We start from the raw sequence: 20,151 nt of genomic DNA, 5'->3' as shown, positions 1-20,151 counted from the left end.
CGATTTACCCATCTGTCCATGTGCAGGTCCAGACGGTTGTTTCAGCCGGGCCAAGGTTGAGATCGATCAGCAGTTCTATTTCCGGGCCTGACATCGTCTGCACCAACATCGTCGGGTCGAAAGGAACGGGTGCGCCGCGGAGCATGACCGGCACTGTTCCGATCCGTAAGTCGAGGAGATCGGGGCGCAATTCTACGTTGCTGGCCCCAATTGCCGCCAGGAGTGCTCCCCAATCGGATGAATGACGCCGACAGGCGGCACGTACCGATCCAGAGCGGGCAACGGTGTGGGCAATTGCGCTGGCGGCGGCTTCGTCGGCTGCCCCTTGCACCACTACCTTTATTACTTTACCAGAACCGGCGGCATCGCGCACGATTTGCCCTGCCAGATCTGCACACAAAAAATCGAGTGCTTCTTGAAACACACCAAATTCCCAGGTGCTGGAGTCGGTAATGGGTGGATGATCGATGGCACCGTTGGCCAGCATGATAACACTATCGTTTGGGCTGCAATCGCCATCAATATTGAGCCGGTTGAAAGAGCGCTCTACGCTTTGGTGCAGTGCCCGTTGCAAGAGAGGTTGACTGATCGCCAGATCGGTAGTAATCAGAGCCAGCACGGTAGCCAGGCGCGGATGGATCATGCGGGTTCCCTTCGCCATGCCGGCCAGAGTGAAGCGAGGGCCGTTGCGCAAGGTGACACGCAGGACCCGCTCTTTGGGTCGAGTGTCGGTGGTTAAGATTGCCAGGGCTGCGCGACGACCACCATTGCTGTCGAGTTCGCTCACTGCCCGCCTGATCCCGTTGCGCATCCGTTGCATCGGGAGCGGCACCCCGATCAACCCGGTTGACATCAACAACACCGAGTCGCGTGGTACCTCCAGTTCATCAGCGGTGATCTTGGCACATTCGATAGCATCATTCAACCCGCTCTGCCCGGTGCCGGCATTGGCTTGACCGGCATTGATCAACACAGCACGAATAGCATCGTGATTACGCAATAAAATAGCCTGACTGAGAAAGACTGGTGCAGCTTTGAAGACACTGGTGGTAAATAATGCCGCTGCCCGGCACGGGTATTGCGAGTAGACGAGTGCCAGATCGCGCGCTTTACTGCCCTCTTTTAGCCCGGCGGAAACACCGGTGGCGCGAAAGCCGGTTGGGCTGGCAATGTGACCATCTTCAAAGATCGTGAAGTTCATACCTGCTCTGCAACTACATACGAGTGTCTATAGTTTACCACACCCGGCAGATTAAACCTTTGAGATATTCCGCTTCAGGAAAACTCAGCAATACCGGATGATCGGGTGCCTGCGTCAGTCGCTCCAGAATTTGCACATCGCGACCGGCATCAACCGCAGCCCCGAAGATGATTTTTTGAAACAGATCGGCTGAAACCAACCCCGAACAACTAAAGGTAGCCAGGATGCCACCGCGTCGGATCAGGTGGAGTGCCTGCAAATTAATATCTTTGTAGCCGCGTGTCGCCCGTTGTAAATGTGCCTGTTGATGAACGAATTTCGGTGGGTCGAGAATAACGACATCAAATTGGCGCTGATCGCTGCGATACCGGCGTAACACCTGAAACACATCACCCTCGACAAAGGTGGTTGGTGTTGACAGGTTGTTGAGCCGCAGATTATCAGCCGCCAACCCCAGTGCTTCGGCACTGGCATCAACCAGTGTCAACTGACGAGCGCCGGCCAGTGCGGCGGCCAGGGCAAAGCCGCCCGCGTAGGAGAAACAATCGAGGGTATCGGCGTCCGCACAATACGCCCCCACCCGCAGGTGGTTGATCGCCTGATCGAGATAAATGCCGGTCTTCTGGCCGGTTTGCAGGTCGGCGAACATGCGCCGTCTGGTGACCGGTTGATCGAGTGCAGTGATGAGCGTGACCGGCAATCGCGGCGGGGTTTCGCCCCAGCGTAAACCAACCGCCGGTGGCAGTCCTTCCTTCTCACGTACCTCAGCATCACTCCGCTCGTAGATACCGCGTGGTGCCAGCAGATCGACTAACGCTGCAATCACTTGATCGGCGCGCACCGCCATCGCCTGAGTGAGTAGTTGAATCACCAGATAGCAGCCGTAGCGGTCAACAATCAGGCCGGGTAGGCCATCCGACTCGCTGAACACAAGCCGGCAGGCAATCGCCGGGTTCTGAAGCCAGTATTCGCGCCCGGCTACAGCCCGGGCAATAGTCTCGCGGAGCCAGGTTTCATCGAGGGGCTGGTTTGCATCCCAGGTCGCCAGCCGTACTCGCAGTTGCGACGTGCTGCTCCAGAAGCCACGGGCCAGCCAGCTCCCATCTTTTGCGCATACATCAACCACATCGCCGGGCGCGGGATTACCACGTACTTCGGCGATAGCACCGGAAAAGATCCATGGATGTCGCTGTATAATCGGTCGTTCGCGACCGGGAAGGATGATAACAGTTGTCATAATAGATTAAATCTATCACGTGCTTGCAGTGCGGTCAAGCAGACGATACCGTCTCTATGCGATCTGTGAACAAATTTACACCGAGAGACCCTGTTGGATCATTCCCCTTTAGACTCCCAGCGATGCAAGTATCGTGTCGGTAGGGTACGGTAGCCGTGCTTCCCCATTCACATACTGCGCCGGGTGCATGGGTGGTGTAACAGACATGCTCTGGGCCATTGCTCACCTCCGTTATAATACTACCGTTACCCGATGTTAGAAAAAGAGGAGCTGGTATGCAGTACACCCGTTTTGGCTCAACCGGCATGCATGTCTCGCGTATCTGTTTGGGTTGTATGAGCTACGGCTCGCCCCAGTGGCGCGAATGGGTACTCGATGAAGACGCCAGCCGCCCGTTTATCTTTCGTGCGCTGGAGCTGGGTATCAATTTTTTCGACACCGCCGATATGTACTCGCTCGGGGTAAGCGAAGAGATTCTGGGGCGGGCAATCCGTGATTCCGGGGTGCGCCGCGAAGAGCTGGTCATCGCGACCAAAGTCTATCAGCCGATGAGCGACCGCCCGAACGACCGTGGTCTGTCGCGGAAGCATATTATGCAGGCTATCGATGCCTCGTTGCGCCGTCTGGGGATGGATTATGTCGATCTGTACCAGATTCACCGCTGGGACTACGAGACCCCCATCGAAGAGACGCTTGAGGCGTTGAATGATGTGGTGCGCGCCGGCAAGGCGCTCTACATCGGTGCTTCCAGCATGTTCGCCTGGCAACTGGCGAAGGCGCTGGGGATTCAGGAACGACGCGGTTGGGCGCGCTTTGTGTCGATGCAAAATCACCTTAATCTTGTCTACCGCGAGGAAGAGCGCGAGATGCTCCCGCTGTGTCGCGATGCCGGGCTGGCGGTTATTCCGTGGAGTCCGCTGGCACGAGGTTTTCTGACCGGTAATCGTCCCCAGGGCACCGGTGCGGCGACCGTGCGTGGTCGTTCAGACACCATCTCGCACGCAATGTATGATGCCAGCGACTACGTCATCGTCGAGCGGGTTAGCGAACTGGCCCGCGAACGCGGGGTGAGCAATGCGCAAATCGCGCTGGCCTGGCTCCTCCACAAGCCCGAAGTCACTGCACCGATTATCGGTGCCACCAAGATGTATCAGCTCGAAGAAGCAGTTGCAGCCCTCGATGTAAAGTTGTCGCCCGAAGAGATTCAGCGTTTAGAGGAACCCTACCGCCCGAAACCGATCCGCGGCCATGCGTAGCCGGCAGGGAATGAAGCGATGTCTACCGAGAAAACCATTACCCCTGCCGACATCCTGGCTGCTCGCCGTCGCATCAGCGGTATCGTTCAACCAACTCCGCTTGAGGTGAGTCGCCCCTTGAGCGCCCTGACCGGTGCCGAGGTCTGGTTGAAGCTGGAACTGGCACAGGTGACCGGCAGTTTTAAGCTGCGTGGTGCAGCCAATGCTCTGCGCCAGTTACCACCTGCCACGCATGTCGTGGCCTGCTCGGCGGGCAATCACGCGCTCGGTGTTGCCCATACCGCCGCGTTGACCGGTACGCCGGCCACCCTGGTGGTGCCGACAACCGCCTCGCCGGCGAAGGTCACCGCATTGCGACGCTATCCGGTTGAGGTGATATTGCACGGTGCCGGCTACGACGAGGCTGAAACCGAAGCGCTCCGGCTGGCAGCCCACCACGGCTGGCATTTTGTGTCACCCTACAACGACCCGGCAGTGATTGCCGGGCAGGGAACGCTGGCAATTGAGGTCTGGGACGCATTGCCCGACGTCGATATGGTGGTAGTCGCGGTCGGTGGCGGTGGGTTAGCCAGCGGCGTTGGTATCTGGGCCAGAGCGATGAACCCGCGCGTCCGCATCATTGGCGTACAGGCAGCCGCTTCCGCGGCAATGGCGGCGGCGTTGCGGGCCGGGCGGGTCGTTCCGGCACCTGATGAACCAACGCTGGCCGACGGTCTGGCTGGAGGTATCGCCAGCGATACCATCACGCTCCCGATCCTGCAACAGGTTTTAGACGAGATGATCCTGGTCGAAGAGGCAGCTATTGCCCGCGCTATGCGCTGGTTAATCGACGAACACCATCTGATTGTAGAAGGGAGTGCTGCGGTGACGGTGGCAGCCCTGCTCGAAGGTCAGATCACCCATCTTGTCGGCAAACGGATCGTGGCACTGCTCTGCGGGCGTAATGTTGCCATTTCCACCTTGCACCACATTCTCGCAGTTCCGCCCAAAGACGGAGCATCATCCCATTGACAGCAATCCGTTGACGTGCTATGCTGCACGGGCAAGCGGTTCGTATTCGTTCAGAGGAGGACGTTCATGATACTCATCACCAACCAGGACATAATGATTGCCACCGTCGTGGTGATGACGAACGACTCCGCTGACGTGAGAGGAGCTTCGCACAGCGCAGGCTGACCAGGGATAACCTGTCGTACTGATGGGCTGTGGGAAGCTGAAGTTACCCACAGCCCGTTTTTATGGGGCTGTGGCGTTACCGGCGCATCACAGCCCTTTGTGTTTCCTCCACGTCACGGTTCGTTCGTCGCAGCGGTTTACGGCATGCCACCAGAAAGGAAGATTGCTATGTCGGCATACGACGTCATCGATAACATCGCCGAACCCCGGACACAACCAGACGTGGAGGAGACCATCGTGATAATTCTTGAACGAGATGGCTCGTTATCATATCATCCACCGCAATCGCAGCGGAAACGTCGTGCGCAGACGACGATAACGGCAGCAACGCCGAACGATTTACCATCGGCGACCTTGATTGAGCGGATCATTCGTATAGCTTTTGACATAGCAGGTGTTCATCGGCTGGAGGTGCGCATCGATGAGTCGTAATATTGCACCCGCTGTCACTCATACATCCACCACCACGGAGAAAACGCTCCGACTGATTGGCACCGTTTTGCGTGCCCAGAGTGGCTTCTTCTGGGTGCAGACCGAACAGGGTGTCCTCGAATGCCGGCTGCGCGGGCGTTTGAAGAAAGAGCGGCAGGCCACCGATCTGGTTGTGATCGGCGATCAGGTTGAGGTCATGCCGGTTGGTAACGGTCAGGGCGCGATTGAGGCTGTCTTGCCCCGTCGCAGCCGGCTGGCCCGACGGGCCGCCGGGCCACGCGGCGCTTACAAAGAGGACGTGATCGTTGCCAATGTCGATCAGGTATTGCTGGTCTTTTCCTGCACCAAACCTGAGTTCACGCCGCGCATGCTTGACCGCTATCTGGTGATATGCGAACACAGTGAATTGCCGGTTGTGATTGTCGCCACGAAAATTGATCTGGTGGTGCAGCATGCGGCTGAGGCGATGTTTAGTCCGTATGCCCGCATTGGCTATCCGGTCTTTTACACCAGCATCGTCAGCGGCGAGGGCATTGCCGAACTGCGCAGCCAACTGGCCGGACGTATCAGTGTGGTCACCGGCAAATCGGGGGTTGGCAAGAGCAGCCTGCTCAATGCCATTCAACCCGGCCTCAATCTGCGCACCGGTGAGATTAGCGAGCGACTAACCAAAGGCCGCCATACGACGACCGTTGCCGAGTTGATCCCGCTCGATCTACCGGGTGGCGGCTATGTGGCCGATACACCGGGTATTCGGGAGATTGGGCTGTGGAATGTGCCAGAACGTGATCTGGCCTGGTGCTTCCGTGAATTTCGCCCATTTCTCGACGACTGCTACTTTGCCGGATGCACCCATCTTCACGAACCGCATTGTGCCGTCCGTGCCGCAGTGGAGCGGGGTGACATCACGGCAGCCCGGTACGATAGTTACGCCCGGCTGATGGAGAGTGAAGACGAGGAATAGCAGCCTGCCCAGGAGGAAACTATGATCACGTCATCGCGCCCCCGCCCAAAGGTGATGACCGGCGAGAAGGTCTTTTTGAGCCACGTCTTTGCTGAAGATGCTCCACTTTTGGCGCAATGGTTTGCCGATCTGGAATTCACCACTCTCTTGGGGCAGCAGGGGCGTAGTTTTACCCTGGAGCAAGAACAGCAGTGGATTACAGAGAGCACAGCGGCGAAAGATAGTGAACGTTCGTTTGCGATAGTGCTGTGTGCCAATGAGCAATTGATAGGTACGTGCAATCTGCGAAGCATCGATTTATTGCACGGCACCGCCGAGTTGGGCATTGCTATCGGCGACAAAACGGCCTGGGGGCAGGGGTACGGTCGTGAAGCTGTCCGCTTACTCGTCGCGTATGGGTTTCGTTACCTCAACCTGTACAGCATCAGGTTATGGGTGCATGGCTTCAACGAACGTGCCCGTCGCGCTTACCTGGCAGCCGGCTTTCGCGAGGCAGGCCGGCTGCGCGGGGCAACGCTATTCGACGGCCAGCGCTACGACCGTATTCTCATGGAAATCACCCGCGACGATGTTCGCTGAAGTGAGGCATGTAGAGCGGGCGAATCCGCTGATAGACGGCATCCCAGGTTAACTCGCGCCAGACCCGCGCTCGTCCGGCAGCACCGAGAGCGCGGGCAAGTGCTCTATCACGCAGTAAGCGGTCGATAGCCGCTGCGATACCCGGCACATCGCCAAACCGCACCAGCAAGCCATCAACACCGTGCCGCACAACCGCAGGGACGCCCCCGGCACGGGCGCCGATCACCGGAACCCCGTTACACCACGCTTCAAGGTACGTAATCCCGAAGCTATCAGTGCGTGACGGTTGCACGTAAAGATCGGCTGCCGCCAGTGCATCACGGCGCGTTGTATCATCAACATAACCGAGCACCCGCACTCGCGCCTGTTCATCCGGGCTGAGGGCGGCGACTGTCTCGGCAAAACCGCCAAAGGCCGGCCCACACTGCACCCACACCGCATGACTACCCTGTGCCCACAACTGACGCATCGCAGCCAGCGTATGCACGGTACCCTTATCGAAAGCGGCAACCCCCAGGCTCAGAACCAGCGGGCCATGGATGTGATGGATTGCGCGGAAGCGCTGACCGTCACCGCCGGTCACTTCAGCCGGGTTCACCCCTGCCCCAACCGTCACGATCTGTTGTGCCGCCACTCCACGCCGTATCAGGTATGCCCGCTCCAGATCGGTCATCGTCGCCACCCAGGTTGCCTGCCGCAACAGATCAAGCTGATGTGGCATCGCATAGTAGCGTACCACCTGCTCACTTCCCGGTTCGCCCAAATGCACGAAGGGGGTACAAAGGTGGGGCAGACCACGCCGCCTTGCCCAGCGCACAACCGGGATGAGCGCAAAATCGAGGGTGATGTTGGTAGTATGCACCACCGCGACATCGGCGAGATAGGGGTCGGCCAGGAATGCCTCCAGATCGGGAAGCTGTGGGGTTACGGTAGCCAATCGACGGAGGGTCGGGATGGCGGGACGGCCCAGCCGGCCCAATTCCACCATCAGGCGGCGGATGATGGGGTAGAGGATAGCTGGCGCAGGCAGCCGTCGGATCGGCAGACGCCGTATAACGACGCCATCGTGCTCACCGACCGGTTCAGGAATCCGGCGCTTCCCGGCCATCCAGAGGTGTTCGAGATCGAAGGCGTCAGTTGCCAGCACGGTAACGCGATGGCCTTCAGCGACCAGCCGCTTCCCGATTTCTTGAAAATAACGGGCCGCGCCGCTTGGCGCCGGCCAGTAGAGTTGAACAACGTGGAGAATGTGCATGCAGTATCAGCACCTTGTTATGATCACTACCGGTCTGTTGCAATCAGTGCTGGCAGCATCATAACAAATCTGAGGGGCTACGCAAGCAGGTATGGGATGGTGGTGGAGCTATAGATAGGCACGGCTTGCTGTGCTCCTGACCCCATACTGAAGCCTTTTCATTACCCACAGTCACGCTGCGTTAGGCCGGGCTATAAGCGCTCTCCGTGGCGCGGGTGGCGTGGCGCGGGCTTCCAGCCCGCGTGCAGGCATCCCCACTACTTAACCGCACCTTTGTAAGTCGCAATGTGGTTCGTCTTCCAGCCCGCGTGCAGGCATCCCCACTACCGCCGGCAGGTGCTGGCCGTGGCCGCTGGTGCGCAGGCTTCTAGCCTGCGCCACGGGCCGGCACGTCCTCCCCTTCTGCCCCCGCCGCCACTATTCCGCGATCCGTTCATGAGAGGATCACCTGCGTGATTCGTGTAGGGCGGGTTCTGAACCCGCCCCTACAGACGATGCATGTACCCGTTCACATTGCCACACGAGGTTTCCTATCCCCTATCCCCTATCTCCTATCTCCTATCTCCTACTCATCCCAACTGCGCCTGAAGTGCCTCTGGCGTCGTAACCGGCATCTGACAGGCAAACTGCTCGCAGAGATAAGCGGTCGGCTGCCCATCAACCATCGGGCGGTCGTTCAGGAGTGGGCTGAGCGTGACGACCGGATCGTCAGGCATGGCTCGCGCAATGACCAGGCGAGGACGATATGCAGATCGCGCCACTGCCAGCATCGCCTGCGTTACCGGATGATCAGGCGGGCCGATAATCGCCAGCTCGCGCAGCGGCCCCAGCGCCAGATCAGCCGCACACAGCATACGCCCAAATCCTAACGGAAAGCGCTTGAGCAGCGGTGTTGTCTGTTGCAGCGTCTGCATGGCCCGCGTTTCATACCTCTCGCGCCCGGTGATGGCGTACAGCCGCAGCAGGGCAACCGTGGCCGCCGATGAGCCGGACGGTGTTGCATTATCACTCAAATCACGTGGACGGGTAACCAGGGCGGGTTGATCACGACCGGTATCGAAGAACATGCCGGCCTGATCATCCCAAAACAGATCGATCATCGCATCGGCCAGATCGATGGCGGTAGCCAGATAGCGGGTGTCGCCGCCAGCAGCATGGAGTTCGATCAGGGCATCGCAGAACAGGGCATAATCATCGAGAAATGCCGCCGGTCCTGGCCGCCCGTCCTTCCAGCTTCGCAGCAACCGGCCATCATCACGCCGAAGGTTGGTCAGCAGGAAATCGGCACACTGTCGCGCTGCATCCAGATACGCCGGCACACGGGAACTTGCCACTGCCAGCGCACGGATCGCCATCGCATTCCATGCCGTAATCACCTTCTCATCACGGAACGGGCGGGGTCGTCGCTCGCGAAAGGTGCGCAGGATTGGGCGGGCACGGGCAACGGTCGCTTCAAGCCGCTCCACCGACACGCCCAGCATCGCTGCAACAGCGGCAGCCGGTCGTGGCACGTGCAGGATCGAACGCCCTTCAAAATTGCCCTGGCGCGTCACCCCGTAGTAGGCGCCAACCAGCACCGCATCATCGCCCAGCGCTGCTCGCAATTCATCGGGCGTCCAGACGTAGAACGCCCCCTCTTCGGCGTGGGATGCACCGGGTGTCGGCAAACTGTCGGCATCCTCACTGCTAAAGAACGCCCCATCAGGATGGCGCAGATCGCGTAGCATGTAGGTGAACGTCTCATCGGCAATACGGGCGAGGAAGGTATCACCGGTGACCTGGGCCGCCAGATGGTAGACCTCAGCCAGCAGGGCATTATCGTAGAGCATCTTCTCGAAATGGGGCACCAGCCAGCGCTCATCGACACTGTAGCGGTGGAAGCCACCGCCGACCTGATCGTACATCCCACCCCGCGCCATCTGCTCAAGTGTCTGCTGAAGCATCGGCAGCGCCTGTACGTCACCGCGCAGATGGGTGCGCAACAGAAACTCCAGCACGACCGGCTGCGGAAACTTTGGCGCGTCGCCAAACCCGCCATACTGCGGATCGAATTCACGCCCGATCTGCGCTGCTGCCGCCATCAGCAACTCTTCGTCGAGGGGAAGGGTTTCAGGCAACGGTCGGGTGAGCAACTTGATATGTTCGAGCAGCTCGTGTGCGGAAGCGGTCACATCCGCCCGCCGGGTTTTATACGCCTCGGCTACCGAGAGCAGCACCTGCCGCCAGCCGGGCATCCGGTAGCGGGCGGCTTTGGCGTCGGGTGGAAAATAGGTACCGGCGAAGAACGGTGTTCCATCAGGCAGACAAAACACATTGAGCGGCCAGCCACCGCGCCCGGTCAGCGCTTGTGCTGCCGCCATATAGATATTGTCGAGATCGGGACGCTCCTCGCGGTCAACCTTGATATTGATGAAATATTCATTCTGCACAGCCGCCACTTCCGGGTCGGCGAAACTCTCGTGGGCCATCACGTGGCACCAGTGACAGGCGGCATACCCGATACTGACCAGAATGGGCTTATCCTCACGCCGGGCGCGTTCGAGAGCCTCTTCGCCCCACGGATACCAATCAACCGGATTATCGGCGTGCTGTTGGAGATACGGACTGGCTTCGTGGGCCAGCCGGTTCAATGGACGTGACCCGGCGTTCATGTGTCGCTTCTTCACCAGACATATCTGGTTGGCTGCCTTTCTTCAGCCATGGGTAACAAGTACGTTAAGCGGCGTCATGGTATGCCTGTTCAAACAGGCTTTACGCAGTTACTCCCAAAATTAGCACCGGAATATCAATGTTTGCGATCCCACGATTCTCCAAATCCCAAACGATTTGTTCAAAATACGAAACACCGCTAGACATCTCTTCAGCAAATGATTTAACAGGTACAATCTCAATTCCTGCGTTGATCACGCCAGAGTTACGAAAGATGGTCATTTTCGCACAAACGTTATAGACCATAAAAGCATATTTTCCGAATTGAACCTCAACACCTACAAAGTTCTTAACAAAATCCATTTCACGAAAAGCACCTTTCAGTGGTTTTTTAGGTCGAAATCCATCAATGTAGTACTCAGTTGAATATACGCATTCGATCTTATGTTTTGTCCAGCCGCGTGATTTGAACTTCTCGGTGAAAGCATTATTCAGTTCACGTGGATTGTAAAGTTCACGACCAAACTTCTTCTTCTCGAGACTGGGTTTTGTTTTGCACTTTGTAGCATCTACTTTTTTCTATAACATTGTAGACCTCTTGCAATTCAATCGGATAGTTCTCCTCGATAAACCGTTCACCGTCGTTGAAAGAATATTTGCCGACGACTCTCATTCGTAATCTCCATTTCGCTCCAGAAGTCGGGCTTGTAACGACTCCTTCCACTCCTCTGGAATCTGAGAAACTTTCTCTCTCCCTGTTGGCTGGTAAACGGGTTTGCCGAGCGGACGGTAACGCAGGGTACCATTGAAATAATCAACCACACGTTGACGAGCAATTTCGACATACGTTGCTTCTTTATCACAACCAACGGCACGTCGCTGATGCATCAATGCAGCAATCAAGGTCGAGCCGACCCCCATATACGGGTCAAAGACCATATCACCTTCATTGGTCAGGGCAAGCACGCAACGCTCAACCAGTTCAATCGGAAACTGACAGGGATGTATGGTCTTTTCTGGATGGTTCGATTTGACATTCGGGATGTCCCATACCAGTTCTTCCCAATCCCGTTCGAGGATTTCCCAAACATCCGACGGATTCTTCCCCAGGGGATTACCTGATGGCCTGCCCTTATTCGGACCTTTAAAGTGTCGTTTACCGGGGTATTTGGCCGGAACACGAACTGCATCTAAATTGAAGATGTAGTGGTCCGATTTGGTAAACCAGAGGATCGTTTCATAGCGCCCGGAGAATCGTTTTGAAGCGTGCAAGCCATGCCCAAATTTCCAGACAATCCGGTTGCGTAGTCTCAGGCCCAGTCTCTTGAAGATGGGGTAGTACAGAATATCAAGTGGGTACACTTCACCATGCTCGACGAAGTTACCTACCTGCCAGCAAATACTGCCATCGTCGCGCAACACACGACAGAGCTGCGCAATAAGTTCCGCCTGAGTCTGCAAATATGCTTCAATCGAGACTCGATCTTCATAGGCTTTTCCCAGATTGTACGGCGGTGATGTGACGATCAGGGCGATTGAACGATCGGGAATCTGCGCGATGCATTCACTCACATCGCCTGACATGATGATCACGTCGGCATCTGGCCTGAAAGCAGTTTCGATAGACGTTACCGAACGAAACAATGGTAATTCACTCATATCCTGTCCTATATCAATCACGGTACATACCGTTTTCTCATTGTAACCTGATTCGCGGTAGAAGGGTATGGTATAGCATATTGTAGCACAATAATTGAACATATGTTTCATTTTATTCGACAGAAACGCCTGGATCGGGTATAATGTGAGATGGCAAACATCGCATAATAATGCGCTAAAACCGACGTAACGGAGTAACAAATGGAAATCGGTATCGTCCGGCCCGTCAACATCACCAATGAGATGCGGACGGCCTATCTCAGCTACGCGATGAGCGTCATCGTCTCGCGTGCGCTCCCTGATGCACGTGATGGCTTGAAGCCGGTGCAGCGCCGTATTCTCTACGGCATGTGGGACATGGGCTTTCGCAGTAATCAGCCATACAAAAAGAGTGCCCGTATCGTGGGCGATGTGCTCGGTAAAATGCACCCCCACGGTGACAGTGCCGTCTACGATGCGCTGGCCCGCATGGCTCAGCCCTGGAGTATGCGGTATCCCCTGATCGATGGCCAGGGTAACTTCGGTTCCATCGATGGCGATCCGCCCGCAGCGATGCGCTACACCGAAGCGCGCCTGGCGCCAATTGCCGAAGAGTTGCTCAGTGAGATTGAGAAAGATACCGTCGATTTTCGTGATAACTTCGATGGCAGCTACCGCGAGCCGGTCGTGCTCCCGGCCATTCTGCCCAATCTGCTGCTCAACGGTGCTTCCGGGATTGCGGTTGGTATGGCAACCAACATTCCACCGCACAACCTCGGCGAACTCTGCGATGCGATCAGCTATCTAATCGAACACCCGGAGGCCACGGTTGAGGAGCTGATGAAGATCATCCCCGGCCCTGACTTTCCAACTGCCGGGCTGATTCTGGGCACCGAGGGGATTTTAGCCGCGTACAGCACCGGGCGTGGGCAGATTACGCTGCGCGCCAAGACACATATCGAAGAGGCCGGGCGCGGTGCCTTTATGATCGTCGTCACCGAATTGCCGTATCAGGTCAACAAGGCTCGTCTGCAAGAGCGAATTGCCGAGCTGGTCAAAGATCGCAAGATCGAGGGTATTCGCGATGTGCGAGATGAGAGCGACCGCACCGGCATGCGGTTGGTGATCCTTTTGAAACAAGATGCCCAACCCAAGAAGGTGCTCAATGCGCTCTACAAGCACACCCAAATGCAGACTACCTTCGGGATCAATATGCTGGCACTGGTCGAGCACGGTCGTCAGCCGCGCGTCTTGACCCTCAAACGCCTCTTGCAAGAGTACATCACCCACCGGCAAGAGGTTATTCGACGCCGAACCGAGTTCGATCTGGCCCGTGCTCGGGAACGTGCCCACATTCTGGAGGGCTTGAAGATTGCGCTCGATAACCTGGACGCTGTCATTCAGACCATCCGCGACTCGCGAACTGCTGAGAGCGCCCGCAATAACCTGATGAGTAATTTTTCGCTTACCGAGCGGCAGGCGCAGGCTATCCTCGATCTTCAGTTACGCCGTCTGGCTGCGCTCGAACGCAAGAAGATCGAAGATGAATACCGTGAGGTGATCAAGCTGATCGCCGAACTGGAAGATATTCTGGCCAATCCGCGCAAGGTGTTGCACCTGATCCAGCAAGACCTGACTCGCCTGAAAGAGAAGTATGGCGATCCGCGGCGCACCCGCATTATTCCTGATGTCACCGGTGAAGTGAGCGACGAAGACCTGATCCCCGATGTGCGGGTGATGATTACCTTGACCGACCGTGGCTATATCAAGCGTCAGTTACCTGATGCCTACCGCACCCAGCGCCGTGGTGGTCGAGGCATCAAGGGTATGCTGACCAGAGAACAGGATATTGTGCGCCACCTGTTGACGTGCAATTCGCTCGACAACCTGCTCTTCTTCACCGACCGCGGCAAGGTCTATCAACTGAAGGCGCACGAAGTACCCGACAGCTCCCGAACGGCGAAGGGTTTGCCACTGGTAAACCTGATTTCGCTCGAACCGGGTGAACAGGTGACGTCAATGCTGGCCGTGCGCGAGTTTGATGCCGAGTATCTGGTGATGGCGACGGTGCGCGGGAAGATCAAGCGCACGCAATTGCGTGAGTACAGTCAGGTGCGCTCGAACGGCCTAATCGCGATTGGCCTGGAAGAGGGTGATGTGCTGGGTTGGGTGCGGGTCAGCCACGGCCACGAAGACATCTTGCTGACGACGGCTCGCGGTCAGACGCTGCGTTTCGAGCAGAGCGAAGTGCGACCAATGGGTCGTCCGGCCACCGGCGTGATCGGGATCAACCTGGCAGACGGTGATCGCGTTGTCAGTATGGATCTGGCTGAAGAGGGGGCCGATCTGCTGGTTGTGACTGCGCGAGGGATAGGCAAGCGAACAGCACTCTCTGAATATCCGGTCAAAGGCCGGGCTACCGGTGGCGTCATTACCATCAAACTGCGCAACGATCTTGACGAAGTTGCTGCTGCGGCGGTTGTCCGTGAGCATTCTCTGCTCACCTTTATCACCACCGGTGGGATGGTATTGCGCACCAGCGCCAGCGAGATCTCACGCCTGGGCCGGGCCACGCAGGGGGTGACCATCGTCAATGTGGCGACCGGTGATCGGGTGGCTGCGCTATCGGTGGAAGACCCGGAAGAGAACGGTAACGGCTCCACGCCGACATTAATCGATCCGTTGTCGTAGGGGGCAGGGGACAAAATACTGGAATCAAATCTGGTGTCATCGTGGTCGTAGCGGATTATCCACCGATCACGCCGACACCGCTCCTGGGCGCGGCGGCGCAGCACCAGCGTTTCTGCTGCGCACGCCATGGGATCGCATGCCGGTAGTCCTCGTTTCAGGCCCTATGCATTACCCACATGTCGCGCTGCGTTAGGCCAGGCTGCATGTGCTCCCCGTGGCGCGGGATTCCAGCCTGCGTGCAGGCATCATCGCCACTACCGTCAGGTACTGGCCGTGGCTGCTGGTGCGCAGGTACGAACCTGGTACAACCAAACGTCTACGCGCAGGTATCGCATGCATGCCTGACCGACTCGATGATCGGCACGAGCACATCCAGCACCGCCGTGACCAGGATGGGGAACGGTATGCTACGCGCCGGATCGTGAGCGCGGCTGGCGCGGCAGCATGGCTGCCGCACTCCACACCGCGCGACACGCGCATAACAAGCGGGTACGGCAATCCATCCAGCACGTGCCGGCACGGCTGGAGCGGCGCACTGTCACCGATTCGGTCGCCCAAAACAGCAACAATAGCGATCATACCAGCCGATACGCACGTGGTTGACACCAGTTATGGGTAATGCATAGGTTCCAGGCCGGGTTGCCCATGGCACGTAGTTTGGAGTGCGGAAGCGTGCCTTCCGCACTAGAGCCTGTTATGAACTTTGAACCATGAGAGCGACAAACCGATGGGCCAACAAGATGGCAACGGCAACGAAATGCAAGCCGGCCAGCGTCGCTGCCACACGTTCGTCGTCACGCACCAGGCGACGGAAGCGCGTCATCCAGGCAAACCTGCGCTCGACCACCCAGCGCCGCGGCAGCAAGACAACGCCCCGTTTGGCGGTCGGCAGCGTGACCACCTCCAGGCGACTGCCGTGGGCGGCGGCATCGGCTGCCGGTTGCTCACCAGTGTAGCCCTGGTCAACGAAGGCCACCTCTACCGTGTCGCCAGTTACCTCTTGAATGCGCTGCGCCAGTGCCGCTACCTGCGCCCGGTCTTGGTCGTTGGCTGGCGTGACCACCACCGCCAGCAGTTGTCCAAGCGTATCCACGGCCAGATGCACCTTCGAGCCGTTCCGACGTTTGTGCCCATCGTAGCCGGCACGTCCCCCGCTTTCCGGTGTCGACTGAAGCGTCCGGCTGTCCACAATGACGGCGCGGGGCTGGGGTGTGCGGTCAGTGATGTCACGCAGCAGCATCCGCACATCATGCACCATCTGCTCAAACACGCCCGCTTTCAGCCAGCGCTGGGTCTGTTGATACACCACGTGCCACGGCGGTACGTCGTTGGGCAGCATCCGCCACGGCGCACCGGTACGCAGAAGGTAGCGCAGCCCGTTGTAGACGTCGCGCAGGGAATAGTTCCGCTGCGGCGCTGCTTCGTCCATCAGTGTCAAATAGGGCGCAACAAACGCCCACTCTTCATCGGAAACATCACTGGGATACGCTTTTCGTGTCATAGCGTCATGATATACGAGCAGAACCGAAAAGTCCATAACAGGCTCTAGCCGTGCTCACGATCAGGGGTGGGGCGCAGCAGTTTCTCCACCGGTCACAGGGACGAACATGCAGGCAAAGGATGTCCGTCTGGCTTGCCCATCCGTCATGCACTGCCTGCATGTAAGCGATGACGCGGGCTATGCCGCAGGTATTCAGATCACTTTCGCACTCGTCACGTGACAGTGGCACAGGTAATGGACAAGCACAAGCAGGAAGCCACTCCTCAGAGCGAGGCAAATCCCATTACTGGACTAATGAACAGCGATTGGTGGTATCAGCAGTGTTGCCCCTATCAATGTCAACGAAGATTTGCTAATTACGCCCTATCGTTCAAGCAACGCGGCAATCCGTTCGGCGAGGAGCCGTAAACGAATCGGTTTGGCGAGGTACTCATCAGCTCCGGCTTCGAGACACCGTTCACGGTCGCCGGGCATAGCCAGCGCCGTTAAGACCAGAACTGGTAAATCACGAGTGGCTACCTGACTGCGCAAGTGCTGCATCACTTCAAAACCGCTCATCGTGCGCAGGCGGACATCGAGGAGGATTAAACACGGCAATTCACCCTGAATGTAGGCCAGCGCCTCTTCGCCTGACTCGACATGCACTACCCGATACCCACAGCGGCGCAGGTAGTCGGCAATCAAGGTAGCACTGGCGACATCATCTTCAACCATCAGGAGTGGGCGATCACCGGCCCGTGGCGAGGCGGCAGGCAACTCGGTTGGGTGAGTATCTTCCTCCCGCTCTTGCTGATCGAGTTGTTCCAGAAAGCGATATTGCTCGTCCGGTTCCCAGGGCAGCGTGACGTGAAAACGACTCCCAACCCCTACTTCACTTTCGACGCGAACACTGCCACCGTGAAGGCGAACCAGCTTGGCCACCAGTGCCAGCCCCAGACCACTACCGGTCACCTCTTTCTGCCGTTCACTCTCAATCTGCTGGAATGGCTCAAATAAGCGCACAGCATCTTCAGCCGAAATCCCAATCCCGGTGTCCCATACTGTAAAGCGCACCGCTCCCCGTTCTGGCTCACCACGTACCTCTAGCCCCACCTTACCACCGGCTGGGGTGAACTTGATGGCATTCGAGAGCAGATTAATCAAAATCTGGCGCAGCCGTCGTGCATCAGCCAGAATGACCTGAACCGCAGAATCAATGTCGAAGATCAATGACAGATTGGCGCGCCTGATGAGGTCAGCCACCAGTGGGCGCAACGACATGCAGACATCCTGCACTGAAACTGGAGTCAGGTCTAGCTCCATCCGACCCGCTTCAACTTTGGCAATATCGAGATAGTCATTGATGAGCGAGAGCAGATGCTGACTGCCTTTTTTAATGCCATCAATCGCGCCCATCTGCTCATCACTCAATGGACCAACCAACTGAGCGCGCAGCAGGTCTACCATGCCCAAAATGGCCGTGAGCGGAGTGCGTATCTCGTGGCTCATACTGGCCAGAAACTCGTCTTTGATCTTCGTGGTCTTGAGCAAACTGGCATTGATGCGCGCCAGCTCGACATTCTGCCGTTGCAGCCGATCTTTCAGCAACTGTAATTCATTACGCTGTTGGGAGCGTAGTTGTTCGATAACACTACGTTGGGTCGTATCGGTCACGATCTGGATCAGACCGGTGATGCGCCCATCCTTATCGGTAAGAGGGATCGTTAAGAGATCGATATAGAGGGTAGAGCCATCTGGCATCTGACGGTTGATCAACGGTAAGTAAAGACGATCCCGTTCGCCGTGCAATATCTCGTCTAGTGCCGCTTCATTACCAAATAATTCCGGCAGTAAATCGAGCAAATGCCCCCCAATCGGCGGTTTACCGCCAAGCAGGGCCAGCATGCCACCGGCACTCTGGATGCGCAGATCAGGATCGACCACGACATACGCACTCCCGGTTTCAATCAATACCCGTTGTTCAACCGATAACGACATCGTCTACCTCGCTTGTGGCTGTTATGCATCAGGTCGCCAGCGGTCAAAGGTTCATCCACCTGCTGAATTGATAGGCCAGACACTCGTTCACGGCGACCGTTCTGCCGTGATGCCCGGTTAGAGCAGAGCGAACAGCAGGTACCAGAAGATTCCACCGCCCGTTTATGATTAAACCTGTCATCCCCTTCGTCTGCTTACCCTTAAATATCTTGAACTCAGGGGCGAGGGAAAGGAGTGACAAGCGATGGCGGAATTGGACGCACCAATCCTACCCATCGCGACGGAACCCAACCGATGAGCTGGACAGACTCTTGGTCGATCCGAACGTCAACCCGCACCTGGTACCAATCGCCATATTGCGCCAATACAATGACAGGTGCATTTCGCGGTGCTACGATTGGGCTACGCTCGCTGGCCTCATCTGGGAAGCTGTACAAATACACGTTCCCCGTCATCACACCATCGTATGGAATCGGTGTCACGGTTGGTGTGGGTGTGATCGTCGGGGTTGGAGTACGGGTTGGGGTAGCCGTTGGCGTTGCCGTTGCGGTTGGAGTAGCTGTCGGCGTTGCCGTTGCGGTTGGGGTAGCCGTCGGCGTTGCGGTTGGAGTCGGCGTCGCCGTTGGGATGGCGGTTGCGGTTGGCGTCGCCGTCGGTGCAAAGAGAGTCGCCATGCGAGCTTCCACACTCATCACCCACCAGCCACAAAGAAAGAGGGGTGAGAGAGCGATCAACAGCAGAAAGACCAGGACTGCTCGCTGAATAAAGGTATTTTGTGGGCGGCTACGATCAACCTGAATAGTTGCCAGCGATATGCGTTCACGGATCAGGGCTTCGATGTCGCTAACCAATGCTTCATCATCACCGGCAAAATTGCGGAGACGGTCATAACGTCCTTCGTGAATGGCTACCAGTGTCTGCCGTAATTCTTCGCGGAAGCCTCGCGGTTCAACGCCGGTGATCACCGCTGCCAGGTAGGCGGCACTCCCACTTGCAATCACGATCTGACGTGACTCATAACTGATGGCGCCAAGCTCATCACCTTCACCCAGTGCATCGCGGGCAAAGTCGCGAATAGCGGTGAGCATGCCACTGACCAGATCGCGATCAGCAGCCGGGATACCCGGCGCGGCAAGATGACAGATCAAAATGCCGGAATCGCGTTGGATGAGAAAGACTTCCTGTACCGAAAACGGTAACTGGCTGCGCAGCGCATACTCACCGGCAGAAATACCCTGGGCGCGTGCCTGCCAGTAGCCGGGGTCGAGCATCAGCAGGGGGCCGGTGCGAATGCGTGTGTCGATCTGCGAGGCCAGATCGCGGATTGCTTCGGTTGCCGCCCTGGCGATCATCGCCCCGATCACCGGGTAGAGCGCATCAATAATGTCTTCACGCGCCTTATAGACTTGCTGACGGATAGCCTCACCAATGGCCGGCGCCAGTGCACGGGCAATCTCATCTTTCGACGTGGTAATCTGCTCGGCCAGAATGTCAGCAATCACCGGACTGATCCGGTCAACCAGCGCCTCCGGCTTCAACAGCACACGTCGTAGTTCTTCAATCTCGCGACTCGTTTGTGGATCGGTAGCCATAAT

The 20,151-nt window shown here is 57.4% G+C and carries 16 protein-coding genes; 7 read left to right on the top strand and 9 right to left on the bottom strand.

Annotation, left to right across the window (positions count from 1 at the left end):
- Positions 1-4 precede the first annotated feature (4 nt).
- Together argJ and CAUR_RS06565 are read right to left on the bottom strand one after the other, a co-directional pair.
- Complete coding sequence (gene argJ, locus CAUR_RS06570; protein WP_012257136.1) at positions 5-1,201, bottom strand: bifunctional glutamate N-acetyltransferase/amino-acid acetyltransferase ArgJ; 1,197 nt, start codon at positions 1,199-1,201, stop codon at positions 5-7.
- 34 nt (positions 1,202-1,235) lie between these two features.
- Positions 1,236-2,438, bottom strand: coding sequence for a class I SAM-dependent rRNA methyltransferase (locus CAUR_RS06565; RefSeq protein WP_012257135.1), 1,203 nt, complete (start codon positions 2,436-2,438; stop codon positions 1,236-1,238).
- A gap of 275 nt (positions 2,439-2,713) precedes the next feature.
- On the opposite strand from CAUR_RS06565, the gene CAUR_RS06560 reads away from it, so the two are divergent.
- The 5 genes from CAUR_RS06560 (at position 2,714) to CAUR_RS06540 (ending at position 6,845) form a co-directional block, all read left to right on the top strand.
- A complete protein-coding gene (locus CAUR_RS06560; protein ID WP_012257134.1) occupies positions 2,714-3,694 on the top strand; it encodes an aldo/keto reductase in 981 nt (326 codons plus the stop codon).
- 18 nt (positions 3,695-3,712) lie between these two features.
- Positions 3,713-4,705 (top strand): threonine ammonia-lyase, encoded by a 993-nt coding sequence (locus CAUR_RS06555; protein WP_012257133.1) that lies wholly within the window; start codon positions 3,713-3,715, stop codon positions 4,703-4,705.
- Between the two features lie 333 nt (positions 4,706-5,038).
- Entirely contained in the window at positions 5,039-5,302 is a 264-nt protein-coding gene (locus CAUR_RS06550) for a hypothetical protein (RefSeq protein ID WP_012660639.1), read from the top strand.
- Entirely contained in the window at positions 5,292-6,266 is a 975-nt protein-coding gene (gene rsgA, locus CAUR_RS06545) for a ribosome small subunit-dependent GTPase A (protein WP_012257131.1), read from the top strand. Before CAUR_RS06550 ends, rsgA begins: the two co-directional genes overlap by 11 nt.
- Before the next feature lie 21 nt (positions 6,267-6,287).
- On the top strand, positions 6,288-6,845 hold the full coding sequence (locus CAUR_RS06540; RefSeq protein ID WP_012257130.1) for a GNAT family N-acetyltransferase: 558 nt from the start codon (positions 6,288-6,290) through the stop codon (positions 6,843-6,845).
- Here CAUR_RS06540 and CAUR_RS06535 read toward each other — a convergent pair.
- The 4 genes from CAUR_RS06535 to CAUR_RS06520 all read right to left on the bottom strand — a co-directional run bounded on the left by CAUR_RS06535 (position 6,823) and on the right by CAUR_RS06520 (position 12,408).
- Positions 6,823-8,100, bottom strand: a complete 1,278-nt coding sequence (locus CAUR_RS06535) for a glycosyltransferase family 4 protein (protein WP_012257129.1) — start codon at positions 8,098-8,100, stop codon at positions 6,823-6,825. The genes CAUR_RS06540 and CAUR_RS06535 overlap by 23 nt on opposite strands.
- A gap of 569 nt (positions 8,101-8,669) precedes the next feature.
- Positions 8,670-10,751: a thioredoxin domain-containing protein gene (locus tag CAUR_RS06530; RefSeq protein WP_012257128.1), complete on the bottom strand. Its 2,082-nt coding sequence runs from the start codon at positions 10,749-10,751 to the stop codon at positions 8,670-8,672.
- Positions 10,752-10,851: 100 nt separating this feature from the next.
- Entirely contained in the window at positions 10,852-11,244 is a 393-nt protein-coding gene (locus CAUR_RS06525) for a BglII/BstYI family type II restriction endonuclease (RefSeq protein ID WP_338067500.1), read from the bottom strand.
- Positions 11,245-11,418: 174 nt separating this feature from the next.
- Complete coding sequence (locus CAUR_RS06520; RefSeq protein WP_012257127.1) at positions 11,419-12,408, bottom strand: DNA-methyltransferase; 990 nt, start codon at positions 12,406-12,408, stop codon at positions 11,419-11,421.
- A gap of 201 nt (positions 12,409-12,609) precedes the next feature.
- On the opposite strand from CAUR_RS06520, the gene gyrA reads away from it, so the two are divergent.
- Entirely contained in the window at positions 12,610-15,078 is a 2,469-nt protein-coding gene (gyrA, locus tag CAUR_RS06515; RefSeq protein ID WP_012257126.1) for a DNA gyrase subunit A, read from the top strand.
- A gap of 444 nt (positions 15,079-15,522) precedes the next feature.
- On the top strand, positions 15,523-15,681 hold the full coding sequence (locus tag CAUR_RS21175; protein WP_157866402.1) for a hypothetical protein: 159 nt from the start codon (positions 15,523-15,525) through the stop codon (positions 15,679-15,681).
- Positions 15,682-15,772: 91 nt separating this feature from the next.
- Here the strand turns inward: CAUR_RS21175 and CAUR_RS06505 are convergent, their stop codons facing one another.
- From CAUR_RS06505 to CAUR_RS06495, 3 genes are all read right to left on the bottom strand, one after another.
- Positions 15,773-16,579, bottom strand: a complete 807-nt coding sequence (locus tag CAUR_RS06505) for an IS5 family transposase (RefSeq protein ID WP_012257125.1) — start codon at positions 16,577-16,579, stop codon at positions 15,773-15,775.
- 363 nt (positions 16,580-16,942) lie between these two features.
- Entirely contained in the window at positions 16,943-18,556 is a 1,614-nt protein-coding gene (locus CAUR_RS06500) for an ATP-binding response regulator (protein ID WP_012257124.1), read from the bottom strand.
- 215 nt (positions 18,557-18,771) lie between these two features.
- Complete coding sequence (locus CAUR_RS06495; RefSeq protein ID WP_012257123.1) at positions 18,772-20,148, bottom strand: SH3 domain-containing protein; 1,377 nt, start codon at positions 20,146-20,148, stop codon at positions 18,772-18,774.
- Positions 20,149-20,151: the final 3 nt, after the last annotated feature.

It is taken from the genome of Chloroflexus aurantiacus J-10-fl (genome assembly GCF_000018865.1).
Lineage (GTDB): Bacteria > Chloroflexota > Chloroflexia > Chloroflexales > Chloroflexaceae > Chloroflexus > Chloroflexus aurantiacus.
The sequence above is the reverse complement of the archived record's forward strand: the minus strand, read 5'-3'. Positions and strand labels throughout refer to the sequence as shown.